The sequence below is a fragment of the Sphingomonas radicis genome (assembly GCF_051400635.1).
Lineage (GTDB): Bacteria > Pseudomonadota > Alphaproteobacteria > Sphingomonadales > Sphingomonadaceae > Sphingomonas.
The window spans coordinates 197,862-213,541 of the sequence record NZ_JBLFFG010000003.1; the positions used below are offsets into that span (position 1 = coordinate 197,862).

Annotated in this window: 16 protein-coding genes; 8 read left to right on the forward strand and 8 right to left on the reverse strand. The window is 66.7% G+C overall.

The features are described from left to right. Window positions 1-20: 20 nt before the first annotated feature. Window positions 21-839 (forward strand): LD-carboxypeptidase, encoded by an 819-nt coding sequence (locus tag ACMGDH_RS13400; RefSeq protein WP_436828460.1) that lies wholly within the window; start codon window positions 21-23, stop codon window positions 837-839. On the opposite strand, the gene ACMGDH_RS13405 is transcribed toward ACMGDH_RS13400, so the two are convergent. Genes ACMGDH_RS13405 through ACMGDH_RS13420 form a run of 4 tightly spaced genes read right to left on the reverse strand, consistent with a single transcriptional unit; the run spans window position 808 to window position 2,104 of the window. After that, the gene (locus ACMGDH_RS13405; protein WP_436828461.1) at window positions 808-1,374 is read right to left on the reverse strand and encodes a hypothetical protein; all 567 of its coding nucleotides are present in this window, start codon (window positions 1,372-1,374) and stop codon (window positions 808-810) included. The genes ACMGDH_RS13400 and ACMGDH_RS13405 overlap by 32 nt on opposite strands. Then, entirely contained in the window at window positions 1,371-1,667 is a 297-nt protein-coding gene (locus ACMGDH_RS13410; protein ID WP_436828462.1) for a hypothetical protein, read from the reverse strand. The genes ACMGDH_RS13405 and ACMGDH_RS13410 overlap by 4 nt, the downstream gene beginning before the upstream one ends. Next, window positions 1,664-1,927, reverse strand: coding sequence for a translation initiation factor IF-1 (gene infA, locus ACMGDH_RS13415; protein WP_436828463.1), 264 nt, complete (start codon window positions 1,925-1,927; stop codon window positions 1,664-1,666). Before infA ends, ACMGDH_RS13410 begins: the two co-directional genes overlap by 4 nt. Window positions 1,928-1,930: 3 nt before the next feature. After that, window positions 1,931-2,104 (reverse strand): hypothetical protein, encoded by a 174-nt coding sequence (locus tag ACMGDH_RS13420; RefSeq protein WP_436828464.1) that lies wholly within the window; start codon window positions 2,102-2,104, stop codon window positions 1,931-1,933. A gap of 362 nt (window positions 2,105-2,466) precedes the next feature. Between ACMGDH_RS13420 and thrS the strand changes: the two genes are divergently transcribed. From thrS to ACMGDH_RS13440, 4 genes are read left to right on the forward strand one after another with little or no spacing between them, the layout of a single operon-like run. Further along, a complete protein-coding gene (thrS, locus tag ACMGDH_RS13425; protein WP_436828636.1) occupies window positions 2,467-4,458 on the forward strand; it encodes a threonine--tRNA ligase in 1,992 nt (663 codons plus the stop codon). Next, on the forward strand, window positions 4,455-4,919 hold the full coding sequence (locus ACMGDH_RS13430) for an acetyltransferase (RefSeq protein WP_436828465.1): 465 nt from the start codon (window positions 4,455-4,457) through the stop codon (window positions 4,917-4,919). Before thrS ends, ACMGDH_RS13430 begins: the two co-directional genes overlap by 4 nt. A gap of 53 nt (window positions 4,920-4,972) precedes the next feature. Further along, the gene (gene infC / locus ACMGDH_RS13435) at window positions 4,973-5,506 is read left to right on the forward strand and encodes a translation initiation factor IF-3 (protein ID WP_436828466.1); all 534 of its coding nucleotides are present in this window, start codon (window positions 4,973-4,975) and stop codon (window positions 5,504-5,506) included. After that, window positions 5,503-6,375 (forward strand): glycoside hydrolase family 16 protein, encoded by an 873-nt coding sequence (locus tag ACMGDH_RS13440; RefSeq protein WP_436828467.1) that lies wholly within the window; start codon window positions 5,503-5,505, stop codon window positions 6,373-6,375. The genes infC and ACMGDH_RS13440 overlap by 4 nt, the downstream gene beginning before the upstream one ends. A gap of 29 nt (window positions 6,376-6,404) precedes the next feature. Here the strand turns inward: ACMGDH_RS13440 and ACMGDH_RS13445 are convergent, their stop codons facing one another. Together ACMGDH_RS13445 and ACMGDH_RS13450 are read right to left on the reverse strand one after the other, a co-directional pair. Beyond that, window positions 6,405-6,788 carry a VOC family protein gene (locus ACMGDH_RS13445; RefSeq protein WP_436828468.1) on the reverse strand — a complete coding sequence of 128 codons (384 nt, stop codon included), beginning with the start codon at window positions 6,786-6,788 and terminating at the stop codon, window positions 6,405-6,407. A 13-nt stretch (window positions 6,789-6,801) separates the two neighbouring features. Beyond that, entirely contained in the window at window positions 6,802-9,552 is a 2,751-nt protein-coding gene (locus ACMGDH_RS13450) for a [protein-PII] uridylyltransferase (protein ID WP_436828469.1), read from the reverse strand. Between the two features lie 133 nt (window positions 9,553-9,685). Between ACMGDH_RS13450 and ACMGDH_RS13455 the strand changes: the two genes are divergently transcribed. The 3 genes from ACMGDH_RS13455 to ACMGDH_RS13465 are packed head-to-tail and all read left to right on the forward strand — an operon-like array spanning window position 9,686 to window position 13,868. Next, window positions 9,686-11,803: a TonB-dependent siderophore receptor gene (locus ACMGDH_RS13455; protein ID WP_436828470.1), complete on the forward strand. Its 2,118-nt coding sequence runs from the start codon at window positions 9,686-9,688 to the stop codon at window positions 11,801-11,803. Next, the gene (locus ACMGDH_RS13460) at window positions 11,803-12,360 is read left to right on the forward strand and encodes a hypothetical protein (protein ID WP_436828471.1); all 558 of its coding nucleotides are present in this window, start codon (window positions 11,803-11,805) and stop codon (window positions 12,358-12,360) included. The genes ACMGDH_RS13455 and ACMGDH_RS13460 overlap by 1 nt, the downstream gene beginning before the upstream one ends. Further along, window positions 12,357-13,868 (forward strand): PepSY-associated TM helix domain-containing protein, encoded by a 1,512-nt coding sequence (locus ACMGDH_RS13465; RefSeq protein WP_436828472.1) that lies wholly within the window; start codon window positions 12,357-12,359, stop codon window positions 13,866-13,868. The genes ACMGDH_RS13460 and ACMGDH_RS13465 overlap by 4 nt, the downstream gene beginning before the upstream one ends. A gap of 172 nt (window positions 13,869-14,040) precedes the next feature. On the opposite strand, the gene grpE is transcribed toward ACMGDH_RS13465, so the two are convergent. Together grpE and hrcA are read right to left on the reverse strand one after the other, a co-directional pair. After that, window positions 14,041-14,610 carry a nucleotide exchange factor GrpE gene (gene grpE, locus ACMGDH_RS13470; protein WP_436828473.1) on the reverse strand — a complete coding sequence of 190 codons (570 nt, stop codon included), beginning with the start codon at window positions 14,608-14,610 and terminating at the stop codon, window positions 14,041-14,043. Between the two features lie 22 nt (window positions 14,611-14,632). Beyond that, the gene (gene hrcA / locus ACMGDH_RS13475; RefSeq protein WP_436828474.1) at window positions 14,633-15,673 is read right to left on the reverse strand and encodes a heat-inducible transcriptional repressor HrcA; all 1,041 of its coding nucleotides are present in this window, start codon (window positions 15,671-15,673) and stop codon (window positions 14,633-14,635) included. Window positions 15,674-15,680 lie beyond the last annotated feature (7 nt).

Below are 15,680 nucleotides of genomic sequence, written 5' to 3' on the forward strand. Positions count from 1 at the left end.
ATAGTGTCGGGGGTTAGTGGATGCGCATCGGAGTCGTGGCACCGGGCCGGTCGGTCAGCAAGGAATCCTCGCTGCGCATGGCCGCGTTCATGGCGCTCACCTATCCCCAGCACGACATCGTCTTCCACTCGCAATGTTACGAGGTCGCCGGCCATTTCGCGGGCTCGGACGAGGTTCGCGCCGCCGCCTTTCTCGAATTCGCCAACGATCCCGCCTTCGACGCGATCTGGTTCGCGCGCGGCGGCTATGGCTCGAACCGCATCCTCGATCAGGTGATGCCCCAGCTCGGCCCCGCCGCGCACCGCAAGACCTATATGGGCTTCTCGGACATGGGCTTCCTGCTCGGTGCGCTCTACGCGCGGCGGATCGGCCATCCGGTCCATGCCTCGATGGCGAGCGGGCTCGGCCGCGAGGATACGGGCGAAGATGTGGGCTGGGCGCTCGGCTGGCTGATCGACCGGGACCGGCGCGCGCTCGAGCCGAGCCTTGCCGACGGGCGCCCCGCCGTCGCCTTCAACCTCTCGATCCTGAGCGCGCTGATCGGCACCAAATGGCTGCCCGACCTCACCGATCATGTCCTCATCATCGAGGAAGTGTCCGAAGCGCTCTACCGGGTCGACCGGATGATGTTCCAGGTCGCGCACGCGGCTCAGCTCAAGGGCATCGCCGGCATCCGCCTCGGCGCCGTCTCGGATGTACCCGTCAATGATGTGGATTTCGGCGAGACCGACGAGCAGATCGTCACGCGCTGGTGCCGCGACATGGGTGTGCCCTATCTCGGCCGCGCCGAGGTGGGCCACGTCAAGCTCAACCGGGTGGTGCCTTTCGGCGTGGCGTGAGCGTGCGCGGCATGGCCGAACCGGCCACGACTTCGGCCGCGAGCGCCTCGTAGAAGGCGCAGATTCCAGCCAAATCGGCCGCGGTCACTTCCAGTTCCTCGCCCACGCCGAAGCGCCGCAGCCCTTTCGCAAGATCCGGTCCGCTCCAGCCGGCGGTCATGCTCGGCCCGCTGCGAAAGTCGCCGCGCGTGACGATTCCACCGCTGTAGAACAGGCAGTCGCGCGAGCGGCCGAGCGCGTGGAGCCGCTCCAGGTCCCCCTCGCGATCGACACCCGTCGCAATGCGGAACTGGCGGAGCTTGTTGGCGGTGTTGCGCTGCCCGGGCCGGGCGGGAAAGCCGATGCGGAGCGACGCCTCGTCCAGCAGCAGGTTGAGGAAACGGTCGAGCTCGCGCAGCCCGTTGCCGATCACCTTCGCCCGATATCGGCCCGCGATCGCCGCTGGTGCCGCGTCCTGCTGCGGCCTGAGCCCTGCGCTAAGAAAGCGTGCGCCACGATCGAGCGTGGCATGCGCCCGCGTCAGGCCTCCGCTCACCCCTCGGCTGAGGTCGATCGTGCGGCAATGGCCTGCTCCACGGCCTCGCATCCCGCCGCGCTGGCAACGGCGAGGTCGAGCGGGCGCCCGCCAAGGGTATCATCATGATTGTTGAGGAAGGCCATCGCGCCGTCGCGTCCGCCCAGCATCTGCCAGGCGAGCAGCGTCACGCGCCCCTGCCGCTCGGCGCTTTCGGGCGACAGCCGCGGCACGTTGAACTTGTTGCGGAACAGCTTGCGCTGCGGTCGATCCTGCGCCTGCTCGGTCGCATCGGCGGGTTGCTCGTCGCTCATCGCCTGTTTCCTCCTCTGCGCGCACCCGGAGCCATGCCGGCCACGCGCTCACGGTAGACCAGCCGGCCCTTGTCCATGTCATAGGGTGACATTTCCACCTGGACCCGATCGCCCACCAGCGTCCGGATGCGGTACTTGCGCATCTTGCCCGCGGTATAGACGATGATCCGGTGATCGTTTTCCAGCCGGACGCGGAAGCGCCCGTCCGGGAGCAGTTCCTCGATCATGCCGTCGAAAGTGAGCAGTGCTTCCTTCGCCAAGCCTCAGCCCTCCGCTAGCGCGAGGCGCGGCAGGCCGATGCCCGCCTGTACGGTCCGAATGCGGTCCGCATAGCATTGGGCAAGGCTGCGGTGCGCCACGCGCGCTTCGGGGCTGGCCGCCGCGTCGGCGCGCATCAGCGATATCTGCTGTCGGGATAGAAGATAGTTGAGGTCCATGAGGTCTGCTCCCTGCAACTGTAAGCGGGAGCACGAGTCTCTCAGCCGCTGGCGCCTACGGACGGGTATTCTGCCAGCGATTGCTCCGATATGGGGGCCCGACGCCCGAAAGGGAACCCTCGTCCGGGCAAATAGGCGGGCAGAAGCCGCTTCCAATGTTGGATTTCATCTGCAAGACCATGCGGCGGCAGCCTCCGTTGCGGGGCTGGGCGGGCTGGATCAAAGTGAAAAGATAAAGCGCGACTCCCTTCACTTATAGACGAGGGGCAATCGCGACCCGGCTTGCCTATATTGCGGAGGCGCGGGCATAAGCCGCGCTCCCAGAATCAACCCTTTGTTGAAAGTCCACACCCGTGTCCGAGATGTTCCGCATAACGCTGCCCGACGGTTCCGTCCGTGAGGTAGCCCCGGGGACTACCCCGGCGGACATCGCCGCGGCGATCGGTCCGGGTCTCGCCAAGGCCGCGATGGCCGCGCGCGTCGACGGCGAGGTGCGGGACATCATGCGCCCGTTCGAAGGCGACGCGAACCTCGCGCTGGTTACCTCGAAGGACGAGAAGGACGCACTCGAGCTCGTCCGTCACGACTATGCGCACATCCTTGCAGAGGCGGTGCAGAACCTCTTTCCCGGCACGCAGATCACCTTCGGCCCGGCGACCGACGACGGCTTCTATTACGATTTCGCGCCCAAGGACCGGCCCTTCACCGAGGAGGACCTGCCGGCGATCGAAGCCGAGATGCGCAAGATCATCGCGCGCGACGAGCCGCTGATCCGCGAGGTCTGGACCCGCGAGCAGCTCATCCAGCGCTGGAAGGCGCAGGGCGAGACCTTCAAGGCCGAATGGGCAGCCGAGCTTCCGGAGGACGAAGAGCTGACGGTGTACCGCGCCGGCAAGGGCGACGACGCCTGGCTCGACATGTGCCGCGGCCCGCACCTCGCCTCGACCGGCAAGGTCGATCCCAACGCGTTCAAGCTGACGCGCGTCTCGGGCGCCTATTGGCGCGGCGACCAGAAGAACGCGATGCTCAGCCGCATCTACGGCACCGGCTGGCTCAACAAGAAGCAGCTCGACGAGCATCTTCACCGGCTGGAGGAAGCTGCCAAGCGCGATCACCGCAAGCTGGGGCAGGAGATGGACCTGTTCCATCTCCAGCAGGAAGCGCACGGCTCGGTCTTTTGGCACCCGAATGGCTTCGTCATCTGGCGCGCGCTGGAGGCCTATATGCGCCGCGCGATCGACGCCGCGGGCTATGCCGAGGTCAAGACCCCGCAGGTGATGGACGCGCGCCAGTGGGAACAGTCCGGCCACTGGGGCAAGTATCGCGAGAACATGTTCGTCATCCCCGACGAAGTGCCCAATGTCGACGACGAGGGTCCGATCGTCTCCGATGCCGCCGAGTGGATGGCGCTAAAGCCGATGAACTGCCCGGCGCACGTGCTGATCTTCCGCCAGGGGATCAAGTCGTACCGCGATCTGCCGCTGCGCCTGTACGAAAACGGCTGCTGCCACCGCAACGAGCCGCACGGCGCGCTCCACGGGCTGATGCGGGTCCGCCAGTTCACGCAGGACGACGCGCACATCTTCTGCCGCGAGGATCAGATCGTCGACGAGGTGCAGGCCTTCTGCAAGCTCGCCGACCGCATCTACAAAGATTTCGGGTTCAAATACTCGATCAAGCTCGCGCTGCGCCCCGACAATCGCTTCGGCACCGAGGAGATGTGGGACCAGGCCGAGGCGGAGCTGCGCGACGCCGTGGTCCGTGCAGGCATGGCGACCGAGGAATATGGTTGGGAAGAACTCCCCGGCGAAGGCGCCTTCTATGCGCCCAAGCTGGAGTGGCACCTCACCGACGCGATCGGCCGGACGTGGCAGGTCGGCACGATCCAGTCGGACCGCGTGCTGCCCGAGCGGCTCGACGCAAGCTATGTAGGCGAGGACGGCGAGCGGCACCGTCCGGTGATGCTCCACCGCGCGATCTTCGGCAGCTACGAGCGCTTCATCGGCATCCTGATCGAGCATTTCGCCGGCAAGCTGCCCGCGTGGCTCGCGCCGACCCAGGCAGTGGTGGCGACGATCGTCTCGGACGCCGACGATTATGCGAAGCAGGTCACCGACAAGCTGCGTGCCGCCGGCATCCGCGTCGAGACCGATCTTCGCAACGAGAAGATCAACTACAAGGTCCGCGAGCATTCGGTCGCCAAGGTCCCGAACCTGCTCGTGGTGGGCAAGCGCGAGGCCGACGAAGGCACCGTCGCACTCCGTGTGCTGGGCTCGCAGGGGCAGCAGATGTTGAGCCTCGAGGAGGCAGTGGCGAAGCTGGCGGCCGAGGCGACTCCGCCCGACCTCAAGTGAGGATCCGGCGCGGCACTTCCGCCGATCTGCCCCGCGCGCTGGAGATCTGGCGCGCGGCGGTCGATGCGACGCACGGCTTCCTGACCCCCGAGCATCGCGCCGAGATCGATGTGCTGGTGTCGGAACGGTTCCTGCCCAATGCCGAGCTCTGGCTCGCGACCGATGATGCGGACGTGCCGCATGGCTTTCTGGTCATGGACGGCGACATGATCGACGCGCTCTTCGTCGACCCGGCGGTCCATGGCCGGGGAATCGGCACGCGCCTCGTCGAGCATGCGCTCTCCCTCGCGCCGGGCGCGCGGGTCGATGCCAGCGAGCAGGCGGACAATGCGCTGCCTTTCTACGAGGCGCGCGGCTTCGTTCGAACCGGCCGATCGGACACCGATCCGGACGGCCGGCCCTACCCGCTCGTCCATTTGCGCTACGCCGGAACCTCTGCCGCTTCCAAATCTTCGCGCTGAAGCCTATATTCGAAGGCACAACCACAACAGGAGCTAGTCTTATACGTCCTCCCATGACCCGGCGCCCCCTGGCGCCACCGCCGATGAATGGTCCGCGGTTCAATGAATTCATTCAGTCGCCCAAGGTCCGCGTCATCGACCATGAAGGCGAGAATCTCGGCGTGATGTACACGCGCGAGGCGATGGACCAGGCGCGCGAACTCGGGCTCGACCTCGTCGAAGTGTCGCCCAACGCCGATCCGCCCGTCGCCAAGTTCCTCGACGTCGGCAAATTCAAGTACGAGGCGCAGAAGAAGGCCAATCAGGCCCGGAAGACCCAGAAGACGCAGGAGATCAAGGAGATCAAGATGCGTCCGAACATCGACGATCATGATTATGATACGAAGATGAAGGCGATCCACAAATTCCTGGGCGAGGGCGACAAGGTGAAGATCACCCTGCGCTTCCGCGGCCGCGAGCTTTCGCACGGTCAGCTCGGCATGAACCTGCTCAAGCGCGTGCAGGACGATACCGCGGAGATCGCGAAGATCGAAAGCTATCCCCGCATGGAAGGCCGTCAGATGCTGATGGTGATCTCGCCCAAATGAGGCTGGGGCGGGGGTTGCTCTCTGCGGCCGCCCTCGCCGCCCTTGTGCCGGCGGGTGCCGCCGCACAGACCGTCCACAATCCGCCGATCACCGCCGGCACCAGCGAACAGCTCGCGCGGCCCGCGGATTTCAAGCTGGTCTGGTCCGACGAGTTCGACAGACCCGGCGCCCCCGATCCGAAGAAGTGGCGCTACGACACCAGCCGCAACAAGGAAGGCTGGTACAACAACGAGCTCCAATATTACGCCGCCGACCGCCGCGAGAACGCCCGGGTCGAAGGCGGCAAGCTGGTGATCGAGGCGCGCAAGGAGCGCCTTGCCGACAAGCCCGATTTCGGCGGGCAGGACTATGCCTCGGCCAAGCTCGTCACCCAAGGGCTGGCCGACTGGAAATACGGCTTCATCGAAGTCCGCGCCAAGCTCGCCTGCGGGCGCGGCATCTGGCCGGCGATCTGGATGCTCGCCTCCGATGGCCGCGACGGCTGGCCGATGATGGGCGAGATCGACATCATGGAGCATGTCGGCTGGGACCCCGGCCGCGTCCACGGCAATGTTCACACCAAGGCCTATAACCATGTCGCCAAGACCCAGAAGGGGTCGAACGTCATGCTGCCGGACGCCTGCACCGGCTTCCACGACTATCAGCTCGATTGGAACGAGGACCGCATCCTGATCGGCGTCGACGGCCGTGCGTACATGCGTTTCGACAACGACAAGAAGGGCAACCGCGAGACCTGGCCCTTCGGCACGCCCGAATATCTGATCCTCAACGTCGCCGTCGGCGGCTGGGGCGGCCAGATGGGCATCGACCCCGCCGCCTTCCCCTCTCGGATGGAAGTCGATTACGTGCGGGTCTGGCAGAAGCGCTAGAGTCGGTTTCAGCTTCGCTGAAACCGACTCTAAGCCGCCGGCGGCTCCCAAAGCTCGATCGGATTGCCCTCGGGATCGTGGATGCGAGCGAAGCGGCCGGTTTCGGGCGTATCCCATTCGGGCTTGGTGGTGATCTCGATGCCCAGGGCATTGAGCTGCTCGAGCAACCCGTCGAGGTCGCGGACGCGGAAGTTGAGCATCATCTGCTTGTCCGCGGCGAAATAGTCGGTGCTCGCCTTGAACGGCGCGAACACCACTGGCCCCGGCTCCGGATACCAGAACCAGTCGCTCGACTGGCCCTGTTCGTCCGTGCCGCACCCGCCGCCCACGCCCAGCGTCTCGCGGTACCAGGCAGTCAGCCCTTCGGGATCCTGTGCGCGGAAGAAGAACCCGCCCAATCCGATCACCGGCATGCGCATCCCCTTTTCAGGCGGCCTGGGCGGTCGTGCCCTCTCCTGCCGCAGCGTCGAGCAAACGGCGCTCGATCGTCTTCAATCGCGCCGCTGACTCGATCTTATCACCGATCAGATCGGTCAGGTAGAAGGTGTCCACCGCGCGCTCACCATAAGTCGCGACATGCGCCGAATGGATCGTCACCTTCGATTGGAACAGCGCGTTCGCCAGATGGTAGAGCAGCGCCGGCCGGTCGCGAGCGTGAACTTCGATCACCGTGAAGCGGTTCGATGCGTTGTTGTCGATGAACACGTTGGGCTCGATCGCAAAGGCGTCCGAGCGCAGCCGCGGCGCGGGCCGGGCCTTGAGTCGATCCTGAAGCTTGGCGCGGTTGGCGAGCGCATCCGCGATGCAGGTCTTGAGCCGCACCAGCCGATTCTCTTCGTCGAACGGGCGGCCAAGCGGGTCCTGCACCAGGAAATTGTCGAGCGCCATGCCGTCGCGCGTCGTGTGGATCCGCGCATCGATGATGTTGCCCCCGGCGACATGGATCGCGCCCGCAATGCGGTAGAATAGCCCTGGATGATCCGAGGCATAGACCGTCACCAGCGTCGCGCCGCGCTCGGGATAGACCTGCGCCTCGATCGACAGCTGCGAATCCCCCGCCGCGTCGATCAGCCGGGCATTGCGCTCGAGCACGTCGAGCGGCTCGGCGATCCAATAGGGCTCCGGCAGCCGCTTCATCAGCACCGTCATCCGCGGCTCGGGCCAGCGCAGGATTTCTGCGAGCGCCGCCTGCTTGGCGGCGATCCGCTCGTTGCGGCCCTTCTGCTTGTGCCCCAGCCGCAGCACTTCCTCGGCCGCGTCGAACAGATCGCCGAGCAGCTGGCGCTTCCAGCTGTTCCACACGCCTGGGCCCACCGCGCGGATGTCGACGATCGTCAGCACCAGCAGCATGCGCAGCCGCTCGGCGCTTTGGACATGGCCGGCGAAATCGAGGATCGTCTTGAAGTCGGCCAGGTCGCGCTTGAACGCCGTGGCGGACATCAGCAAATGCCAGCGCACCAGCCAGGCGACCGTCTCGGTCTCGGCCGGCGTCAGGCCAAGCCGCGGGCACAGCCGCTCGGCCACCTGCGCGCCCAGCACCGAATGATCGCCGCCGCGGCCCTTGGCGATGTCATGAAGCAGCACGGCGACATAGAGCGCGCGCCGCGAGGCGATCTGCTTGAAAACACCCGTGGCGAGCGGATGGTCTTCCTTGAGCTCGCCCTTCTCGATCTCGTTCAGCAGCCCGATCGCGCGGATCGAATGCTCGTCGACCGTATAATGATGATACATGTCGAACTGCATCTGCGCGACGACGCGGCCGAAATCGGGAACGAAGCGGCCGAACACGCCGGCCTCGTTCATCCAGCGCAGCACCAGCTCGGGCGTCCGCGGGCTCGTCAGCACCTCCAGGAACAGCGCGTTGGCGCGCGGATCGCTGCGAACATCGTCCACCAGCTTGGCGTCGCGCGCAGCCGCGCGCATCGCGAGCGGGTGGATCTCCAGGCCGTGCAGGTCGGCGAGCTGGAATATCTCGATCAGCCGGACGGGATCTTCGCGGAAGAAGTCGTCGCGTGGGAGCGCCAGGCGGCCGCGCTCGAGCACGAAGCCTTTGAGCTTGCGGGGAGAACGGAACAGCTTGGGCAGGCCGAAGCGGGCACCGCGGGCGGCGAACTTCTCGTCGAGGTGCGCCAGGAACACGCCCGTCAGGTCACCCACTACCTTCGCCTGAAGGAAGTAGAAGTGCATGAAACGCTCGACCTTCGACTTGCCCGGCCGGTCGGCATAGCGCATCCGCTCGGCGATCTCGCGCTGGACGTCGAAGGTCAGCCGGTCCTCAGCGCGGCCGGTGATCAGGTGGAGGTGGCAGCGCACCGCCCAAAGGAAATTCTCGGCCCGTCGGAACTGGCGATATTCCTGCGTGGTGAGCAGCCCCGCCCCCACCAGCTCGGCAGGCTCACGGACGTGATAGGCGAACTTGCCGATCCAGAAGAGCGTGTGGAGGTCGCGTAGCCCGCCCTTGCCTTCCTTGACATTGGGCTCGACCACATAGCGGCTGTCGCCCATCCTTTTGTGCCGCGCCTCGCGCTCGGCGAGCTTCTGGGTGATGAAGCTGCGCGCGCTGTCGCCTTGCACCTCGGCCCTGAAGCGGCGCGCCGCCTCTTCGTAAAGGTCCGTGTCGCCCCACACGTAGCGCGCCTCGATCAGCGCGGTGCATACCGTCACATCGGCCTTGGCCTGGCGCACCATTTCGTCGAGCGAGCGCGACGAATGCCCCACTTTCAGCTGCATGTCCCACAGCGAATAGAGGATCGATTCGATCACCTGCTCGCACCAGCTCGTGACCTTCCACGGCGTGAGGAAACCGATGTCGATGTCCGAATGCGGCGCCATCTCGCCGCGGCCGTAGCCACCGACGGCGATCAACACCATTCGCTCGGCCGCGGTGGGATTGTGATTGGGATGGAGCCGCTCGATCGTGAAGTCCCACAGCAGCCGCAGCAGCTGATCGATCAGGAACGCGCCCGCCGCCGCCGTCTCGTGCCCGCGCGACGGATGCTCGGCCAGCCGGCGTGCGATCTCGGCACGGCCGGCATCGAGCACCGACTTGAGCTCGATGGTCGCCGCGCGCCGCAGCGCGCCCGCGTCCGCCGCCTTCAGGCCTGCGAGCCGTTCCGCCACCGCCCGGCGGTCGATGATCTGCCGGCGATGCGGCACGGAATCGAAGCGCGTGGACATGGCCCCGAGATAAGCGGCCACGCTCCGTAACGCTAGGCGTACTTCGAACCCTCTCTATCGACATGCATACTAATGCGAATCGTTTGCATTATCACTCGCTCGGTCTTAAGGGACCGCGCAAAGGGAGTATGCAGTGGTTCCGATTTCGCTTCTTCTTCTCGCGGCAGTCAGCAACCCGGAGGGTCTCAACGATCCGGAAGACGCTCCGCAGCAGCGCGACGATGTGGTCGTCACCGGGACTCGCGAAGAAGCGAGCGAAGGCACCGACAGCTACACCTCCGGCACCAACCGCACGTCGAGCCGGCTGCCGCTCAGCATTCGCGAGACGCCCCAATCGGTGAGCGTGATCACGCGCACTCAGATCGACGATTTCGCGCTGCGCGACGTGAACACCCTGCTGGCCACCACGACGGGCATCAACGTCCAGCAAGCCGAGACCGATCGCACCTATTATTCGGCGCGCGGCTTCGACATCACCAATTTCCAGGTCGACGGCGTCGGTCTCCCCTTCGCCTTCGGCCTGCAGAACGGCTCGCTCGACACCGCCACCTACGACCGGGTCGAAGTGCTGCGCGGCGCCGCCGGCCTGCTATCCTCCACCGGCAACCCTTCGGCGACGATCAACTTCGTCCGCAAGCGCCCCGGCCGCGAGTTCGCCGCCTCGGCGAGCCTGCTCTACGGCTCGTTCGACCAGATCCGCGGCGATGCCGATGTCAGCGTGCCGCTGACCGCGAACGGCGCGATCCGCATGCGGGTCGTCGGCGCCTATGAGGACAAGGACAGCTATCTCGATCGCTATCATGTCGAGCGCGTGATCGGCTATGGCGTGATCGAGGCCGACCTGGGCCCGGCGACGGTGCTCAGCCTGGGCTATCAGCACCAGCAGAACAATTCCGACGGCGGCATGTGGGGCGCGCTGCCGCTGTACGATTCCGCCGGCAACTCGACGAACCTCCCGCGCTCCGCCAATACATCGGCCGAATGGTCGCGCTGGGACATCCGCGACCAGCAGATCTTCGGCGATCTGACGCATGATTTCGGCAGCGGCTGGACCGGCAAGCTCAGCGTGCTGCGCCGCGTGATCACCGAGGACGAGGAGCTCTTCTATGTCTACAATCCGGATCCCGCAGCGGGCGACCTGCTGGTCAGCTATCCCGGCGCTTTCCAGGGCCCGACGCGCGAGCTGACGGTCGATGCCTATGTGTCCGGACCGTTCGAGCTCTTCGGGCGCAGCCACCAGCTGGTCCTCGGGGCCAACTACGGCGTCAGCGACGTGCAGCAATATTCGTCCTACGCGACCGACCAGATCGGTTTGCCGCTGCCGGGCAACAGCGCGTACGACGGAAGCTTCCCCTATCCGAACTTCCCCGATTTCGAGCTGCGCGCGGATTTCAGGGTGAAGCGCGAGACCGCCTATGGCCTGTTCCGCATCGATCCCGCCGACGGCGTCAAGCTGATGGTCGGCGGCAACATCACCCACATCACCAGCCACGGCCAATCCTATGGCGCGCCCCGCGAATATGGCTGGACCCGTGGGCTGCCGTTCATAGGCGCGACCGTCGACTTGACGCCTTCGATCAGCGCCTATGCGAGCTTCGCGACGATCTTCAATCCGCAGAACGAAATCGGCGAGGACTTGCAGGTGCTCCCGCCGATCGAGGGGGACAACCTCGAAGCGGGCATCAAGGGCGAGTGGTTCGGCGGCAAGCTCAACGCCAGCGCCGCGCTGTTCCGCGCACGCTCGCGCAACATCGCCGAGAGCGCCTATTTCGACACCGGCATCGGCCAGCAGATCTACCGCCAGATCGACGCGACATCCGAAGGCATCGAGCTAGACATCGGCGGGCAGGTCGCGCCCGGCTTGCAAGTCAGCGGCGGGTATACGCTGATGCGGATCGAAGACCCCGAAGGCGACGAGGTCCGCAACTATGTGCCGCGCAACACCGGGCGCCTCAACATCGTCTATTCGCCCCCTGCGCTCGAGCAGCTCAAGGTCGGCGCCGCGGTCCAGTATCAGAGCCGCACCTGGCGCGAGCAGCCGCTGGTTATCGCGGGCGAGCCGGTGATCACCGAGCAGAAACAATATGCGCTGGTCGATCTGATGGCGCGCTTCGAGCTCGACGACCACTGGTCTTTGACTGCGAATCTGCGCAACCTCACCGACGTGAAATACATCACCAGCCTTTATTGGGAGCAGGGTTTCTACGGCGCGCCTCGCACGATCAGCGCCACGCTGGGATGGCGTTTCTGATGGAGCCGCTCCTCTCCCTGGGCATTGCCCTGTCCGCAGCCGGCGTCGGCATGCTTCGCGCGAGCTGGGGCCGGCGCAAGCCGGTGCTCGCCGCCTCCGCCTGGGCCGCGCTCGTCCTGGGAACCATCGCCTCCGCCGCGGTTGCGGGCGCGTGGGGCATCGCCGTGGCATGGCTCGTCGCCACGCTGATAGCCGGCCTGCTGCTCGCCCGTGCGGTCGTGACTGCGCCCGCAGGGCGCGCCGCCGCTGGGCGCGAACCGCTCACCACCGAGACCTGGCGTTTCCAGGCTTCGGACCTCTGGCGCCGGCTGGCAGTGTTCGCGCTGGTGGTGCCGGTCGGCTTCGCCGCGGCGCAGCTGTTCGCCTTTGGCGCGCAGGCGGCGGCGCGGCGTGCCGGCTGGGCCGAAGCGGATACGATCGTGGTTGCGCTCCTGGGGCAGCCGATCGTCTGGACGATCCTCGCCAGCATCCAGATCACGCGCCGCGGCCCGCTCCGCATGATCGCACCCGCGCTCGTCTGCGCCTTGCTCGGCGCGATTCTATGGTGGCCGCTATGAAGACCGATGCTTCCGCTCCCGGCCCTACGCTGGTGCAACGTGCGCTCTCGGGACACGCCTCGATCGGGCTGCTCGCGGGAGCGCTGATCTACATCCTGTGCGTCTCCGGGATGCTCGTCGTGGTTCACGAGCGCTGGCAGCGCTGGGAGGAGCCGCGGGCAGTGGAGACTCCCACGATCGCGCCCGCCGCCGTGCAGCGCGGACTCGAAGCCGTGCTCGCGAGCGAGGCGGGCAAGCCCAAGACCACGCACCTCTATGTCCACATGCCCACCGATGGGCTCCCCCGCACCGTCGTCACCACCGATACCGGCGCGGCCTATATCGACGGCCAGGGCGCGATCGCGGCGCCCGAGGCGCATGCCTGGACCGAGTTCGTCACCAACCTCCACATCTATCTGCACTTGCCGCAGATATTGGGGCTGATCGTCGTCGGCATCTTCGGCGTCATGCTCGCCACGCTGACGATCACCGGCATCGTCGCGCACCCGCGCATCTTCCGCGACGCCTTCCGGCTGCGCGCGCGCGGCGGACGCCAGCTCGCCCAGGCCGATTGGCACAACAGGCTGGGGGTGTGGACGCTGCCCTTCGCGCTGGCGATCGCGCTCACCGGGGCGTTCATCGGGCTGGGCTCAGTGGGCTTCACGCTGATCTCGAACGCCTATCACGGGGGCGACCTGGAGCGGACCTATGCGCCGATCTTCACCGGCGACATGCCCGAACCCACGCCCGATCCACGCCCTGCCCCGGCCCCGAACGTCGCCGCGGCGCTTGCGACGATGGCGACGCGCTTCCCCGAGCTGCGCCCGACCTATGTCGTCGTCCACGAGCCGCTGACGCGCAGCCAGCACGTCCAGATCATCGCCGCGCACCCGCGCCGGCTGATCTATGGCGAGAATTACATGTTCGACGCCGCGGGCAGCTTCACCGGCATCACCGGCCTGTCGCAGGGCAGCGTCGGCCGGCAGGTCGCGGCTTCGACCTATGGGCTGCACTTCGGCAGCTTCGGAGGGCTGGCAGTCGAGCTCGCCTATATCGCGATCGGGCTGGCTATGAGCGTCGTCACTGGCACCGGCATGTCGATCTGGCTCCAGAAGCGGCGGCGCAGGGGCGCGGCGAGCCCACGGCTGGAGGCGCTGTGGAGCGTGACGGTGTGGGGCGTGCCGATCCTCTTCGTCGCGGCCTATTGGCTGCGCGCCCTCGGCGGGCACGAAATGCCGCTGGCGCTCGCCTTCTGGGCAGGGCTCGGCGTCGCCGCGGTCGCCGCGATGATCTGGCCGGCCCGAATCGATCCGCGTGCATTGCGGATCGGGCTCGGCGCGATGTTGATTCTCACTTCCATGGGGCATGCGGTCCTCGCCGCTAGCCCCCTCCCCGATGCAGTCGCGATCAACCTCGCGCTCGCGGCGAGCGGACTGCTGATCCTGGCGATCGACGCGCCGGCCCTGCTCCGCGCACGGCCGGACGCACCGGCGCAGGCCCCGGTCGCGGCGGGACTGCCTGCCGAATGAAAAAAGCCGGGGCTGGGTGCCCCGGCTTTTCCTGAATCAATCCTCCCCCGCCAGGGGGAGGTGGCGCCGAAGGCGACGGAGGGGGAGGAAGCCCGCCGCTATGTTCTGGCATCCGCCCCCTCCGTCATGCTCCGCATGACACCTCCCCCTGGCGGGGGAGGATTTAGTTCGCTCAGTCCGGCTTCTTTGCCACGCCGACCAGCGCCGGACGCAGCAGCCGATCCTTGATCATGTATCCCGTCTGGATCTCTTGCACGACCGTGCCGGGCTCGGCGTCGGCAGTGGGAATCTCCATCATCGCCTGGTGACGGTTGGGATCGAGCGCTTCGCCGGTCGCGGCGATCTTCGAAATGCCGTGGCGCGCGAAGACCGACTCGAGCTCGCGGCCGGTCGCATCGAGCCCGGTCACCAGCCCCTTGAGCTTCTCGTCCTCACGCAGCTCGGCCGGGATCGCCGCCAGCGCGCGGGAGAGATTGTCAGCCACCGAGAGGATGTCGCGCGCGAAACCCGTGGCGGCATAGGTGCGCGCGTCGGCTGCTTCCTTCTCGGCGCGGCGGCGGACGTTCTGCGTCTCGGCCTGGGCATAGAGCACCGCGGCCTTCGCCTCGGAAAGCTGTGCCTCGAGTTCGGCGACGCGGTCGTGCTCGGCCACCTCGGGCGCGCCCTCGGCCGTCTCGTGCCGCAGATCTTCTCCCGCTTCCGTCACGTCCGCGGCTTCGTTCCTGTTCGTTTCGTTCGACATAATTCCCTGTTCGTTTTTCGGCTCAGGCCAGCAATCGGGCCAGCGTGGCCGCCGTGAAATCCACCATGGGCACGACGCGGGCATAGTTCAACCGGGTAGGGCCGATCACGCCCACCACGCCCACCACGCGCCCGTCGAGCGCGCGCACAGGCTTGGCGATCACCGACGAACCGGACAACGCGAAGAGCTTGTTCTCCGATCCGATGAAGATGCGCGTCGCCTCGCCTTCGCGCGCGCTGTCGAGCAGCCGCGCGATCTCCTCCTTGCCTTCGAGCTCGTCGAGCAGCTGGCGGACGCGGTCGAGGTCCTCGGTGGCGCTCGTGTCGATCAGCCGCGCCTGGCCGCGCACGATCAGCACCGGACGATCGCCGTCCTCGCTCCACACCGCCAGCCCGCGTTCGACCAAGGTCGCCGCCGCCGCATCGATAGCCGCGCGCTGCTGGTTCAGGTCGCGCTCGATCCGCGCGCGCGCCTCGGCCAGCGTCAGGCCGTGCAGCATCGCGCTCACATAGTTGGACGCCTGCTGGAGCGATGCCGGATCGATCCCGCCGGGGATGTGGACGACGCGGTTCTGGACCGATCCGTCCTCGCCCACCAGCACTGCGAGCGCGCGATCATGGTTCAGGGGGACGAAGCTGAACTGGCGCAGCACCGGCTCGTGCTTGGGCACCAGCACCAGCCCGGCGCACGCCGAAAGGCCTGAGAGCGCCGCGGTGGTGTTGGCCAGCGCTTCCTCGACCGGCCCGGTCTGGCCGGCGCGCGCCTCGATCGCGGCGCGCTCCTCGGCCGAGGGCTCCATCGCGTGCATCATCCCGTCGACGAACAGGCGGAGCCCGGTTTCGGTCGGCATCCGCCCCGCGCTGGTGTGCGGCGCCGCGAGCAGCCCCAGCTCCTCCAGGTCCTGCATCACGTTGCGGATCGATGCGGGCGATAGGTTGAGGCCGGAAATCTTCGAGATCGTCCGCGAGCCCACGGGGGCGCCATTGTCGAGATAGGATTCGACCACGATCCGGAACACGTCGCGCGCGCGATCGGTAAGCTCATGGACCGGGGGCGTGTTCATGGGAATG

What these genes read in the sequence shown, in the direction of transcription:
- ACMGDH_RS13400 (WP_436828460.1), top strand. Translation starts at nt 21, where the DNA reads ATGCGCATCGGAGTCGTGGCACCGGGCCGGTCGGTCAGCAAGGAATCC.
- ACMGDH_RS13410 (WP_436828462.1), bottom strand. Translation starts at nt 1,667, where the DNA reads ATGAGCGACGAGCAACCCGCCGATGCGACCGAGCAGGCGCAGGATCGA.
- ACMGDH_RS13420 (WP_436828464.1), bottom strand. Translation starts at nt 2,104, where the DNA reads ATGGACCTCAACTATCTTCTATCCCGACAGCAGATATCGCTGATGCGC.
- thrS (WP_436828636.1), top strand. Translation starts at nt 2,467, where the DNA reads ATGTTCCGCATAACGCTGCCCGACGGTTCCGTCCGTGAGGTAGCCCCG.
- infC (WP_436828466.1), top strand. Translation starts at nt 4,973, where the DNA reads ATGACCCGGCGCCCCCTGGCGCCACCGCCGATGAATGGTCCGCGGTTC.
- ACMGDH_RS13440 (WP_436828467.1), top strand. Translation starts at nt 5,503, where the DNA reads ATGAGGCTGGGGCGGGGGTTGCTCTCTGCGGCCGCCCTCGCCGCCCTT.
- ACMGDH_RS13445 (WP_436828468.1), bottom strand. Translation starts at nt 6,788, where the DNA reads ATGCCGGTGATCGGATTGGGCGGGTTCTTCTTCCGCGCACAGGATCCC.
- ACMGDH_RS13450 (WP_436828469.1), bottom strand. Translation starts at nt 9,552, where the DNA reads ATGTCCACGCGCTTCGATTCCGTGCCGCATCGCCGGCAGATCATCGAC.
- ACMGDH_RS13460 (WP_436828471.1), top strand. Translation starts at nt 11,803, where the DNA reads ATGGAGCCGCTCCTCTCCCTGGGCATTGCCCTGTCCGCAGCCGGCGTC.
- ACMGDH_RS13465 (WP_436828472.1), top strand. Translation starts at nt 12,357, where the DNA reads ATGAAGACCGATGCTTCCGCTCCCGGCCCTACGCTGGTGCAACGTGCG.
- grpE (WP_436828473.1), bottom strand. Translation starts at nt 14,610, where the DNA reads ATGTCGAACGAAACGAACAGGAACGAAGCCGCGGACGTGACGGAAGCG.
- hrcA (WP_436828474.1), bottom strand. Translation starts at nt 15,673, where the DNA reads ATGAACACGCCCCCGGTCCATGAGCTTACCGATCGCGCGCGCGACGTG.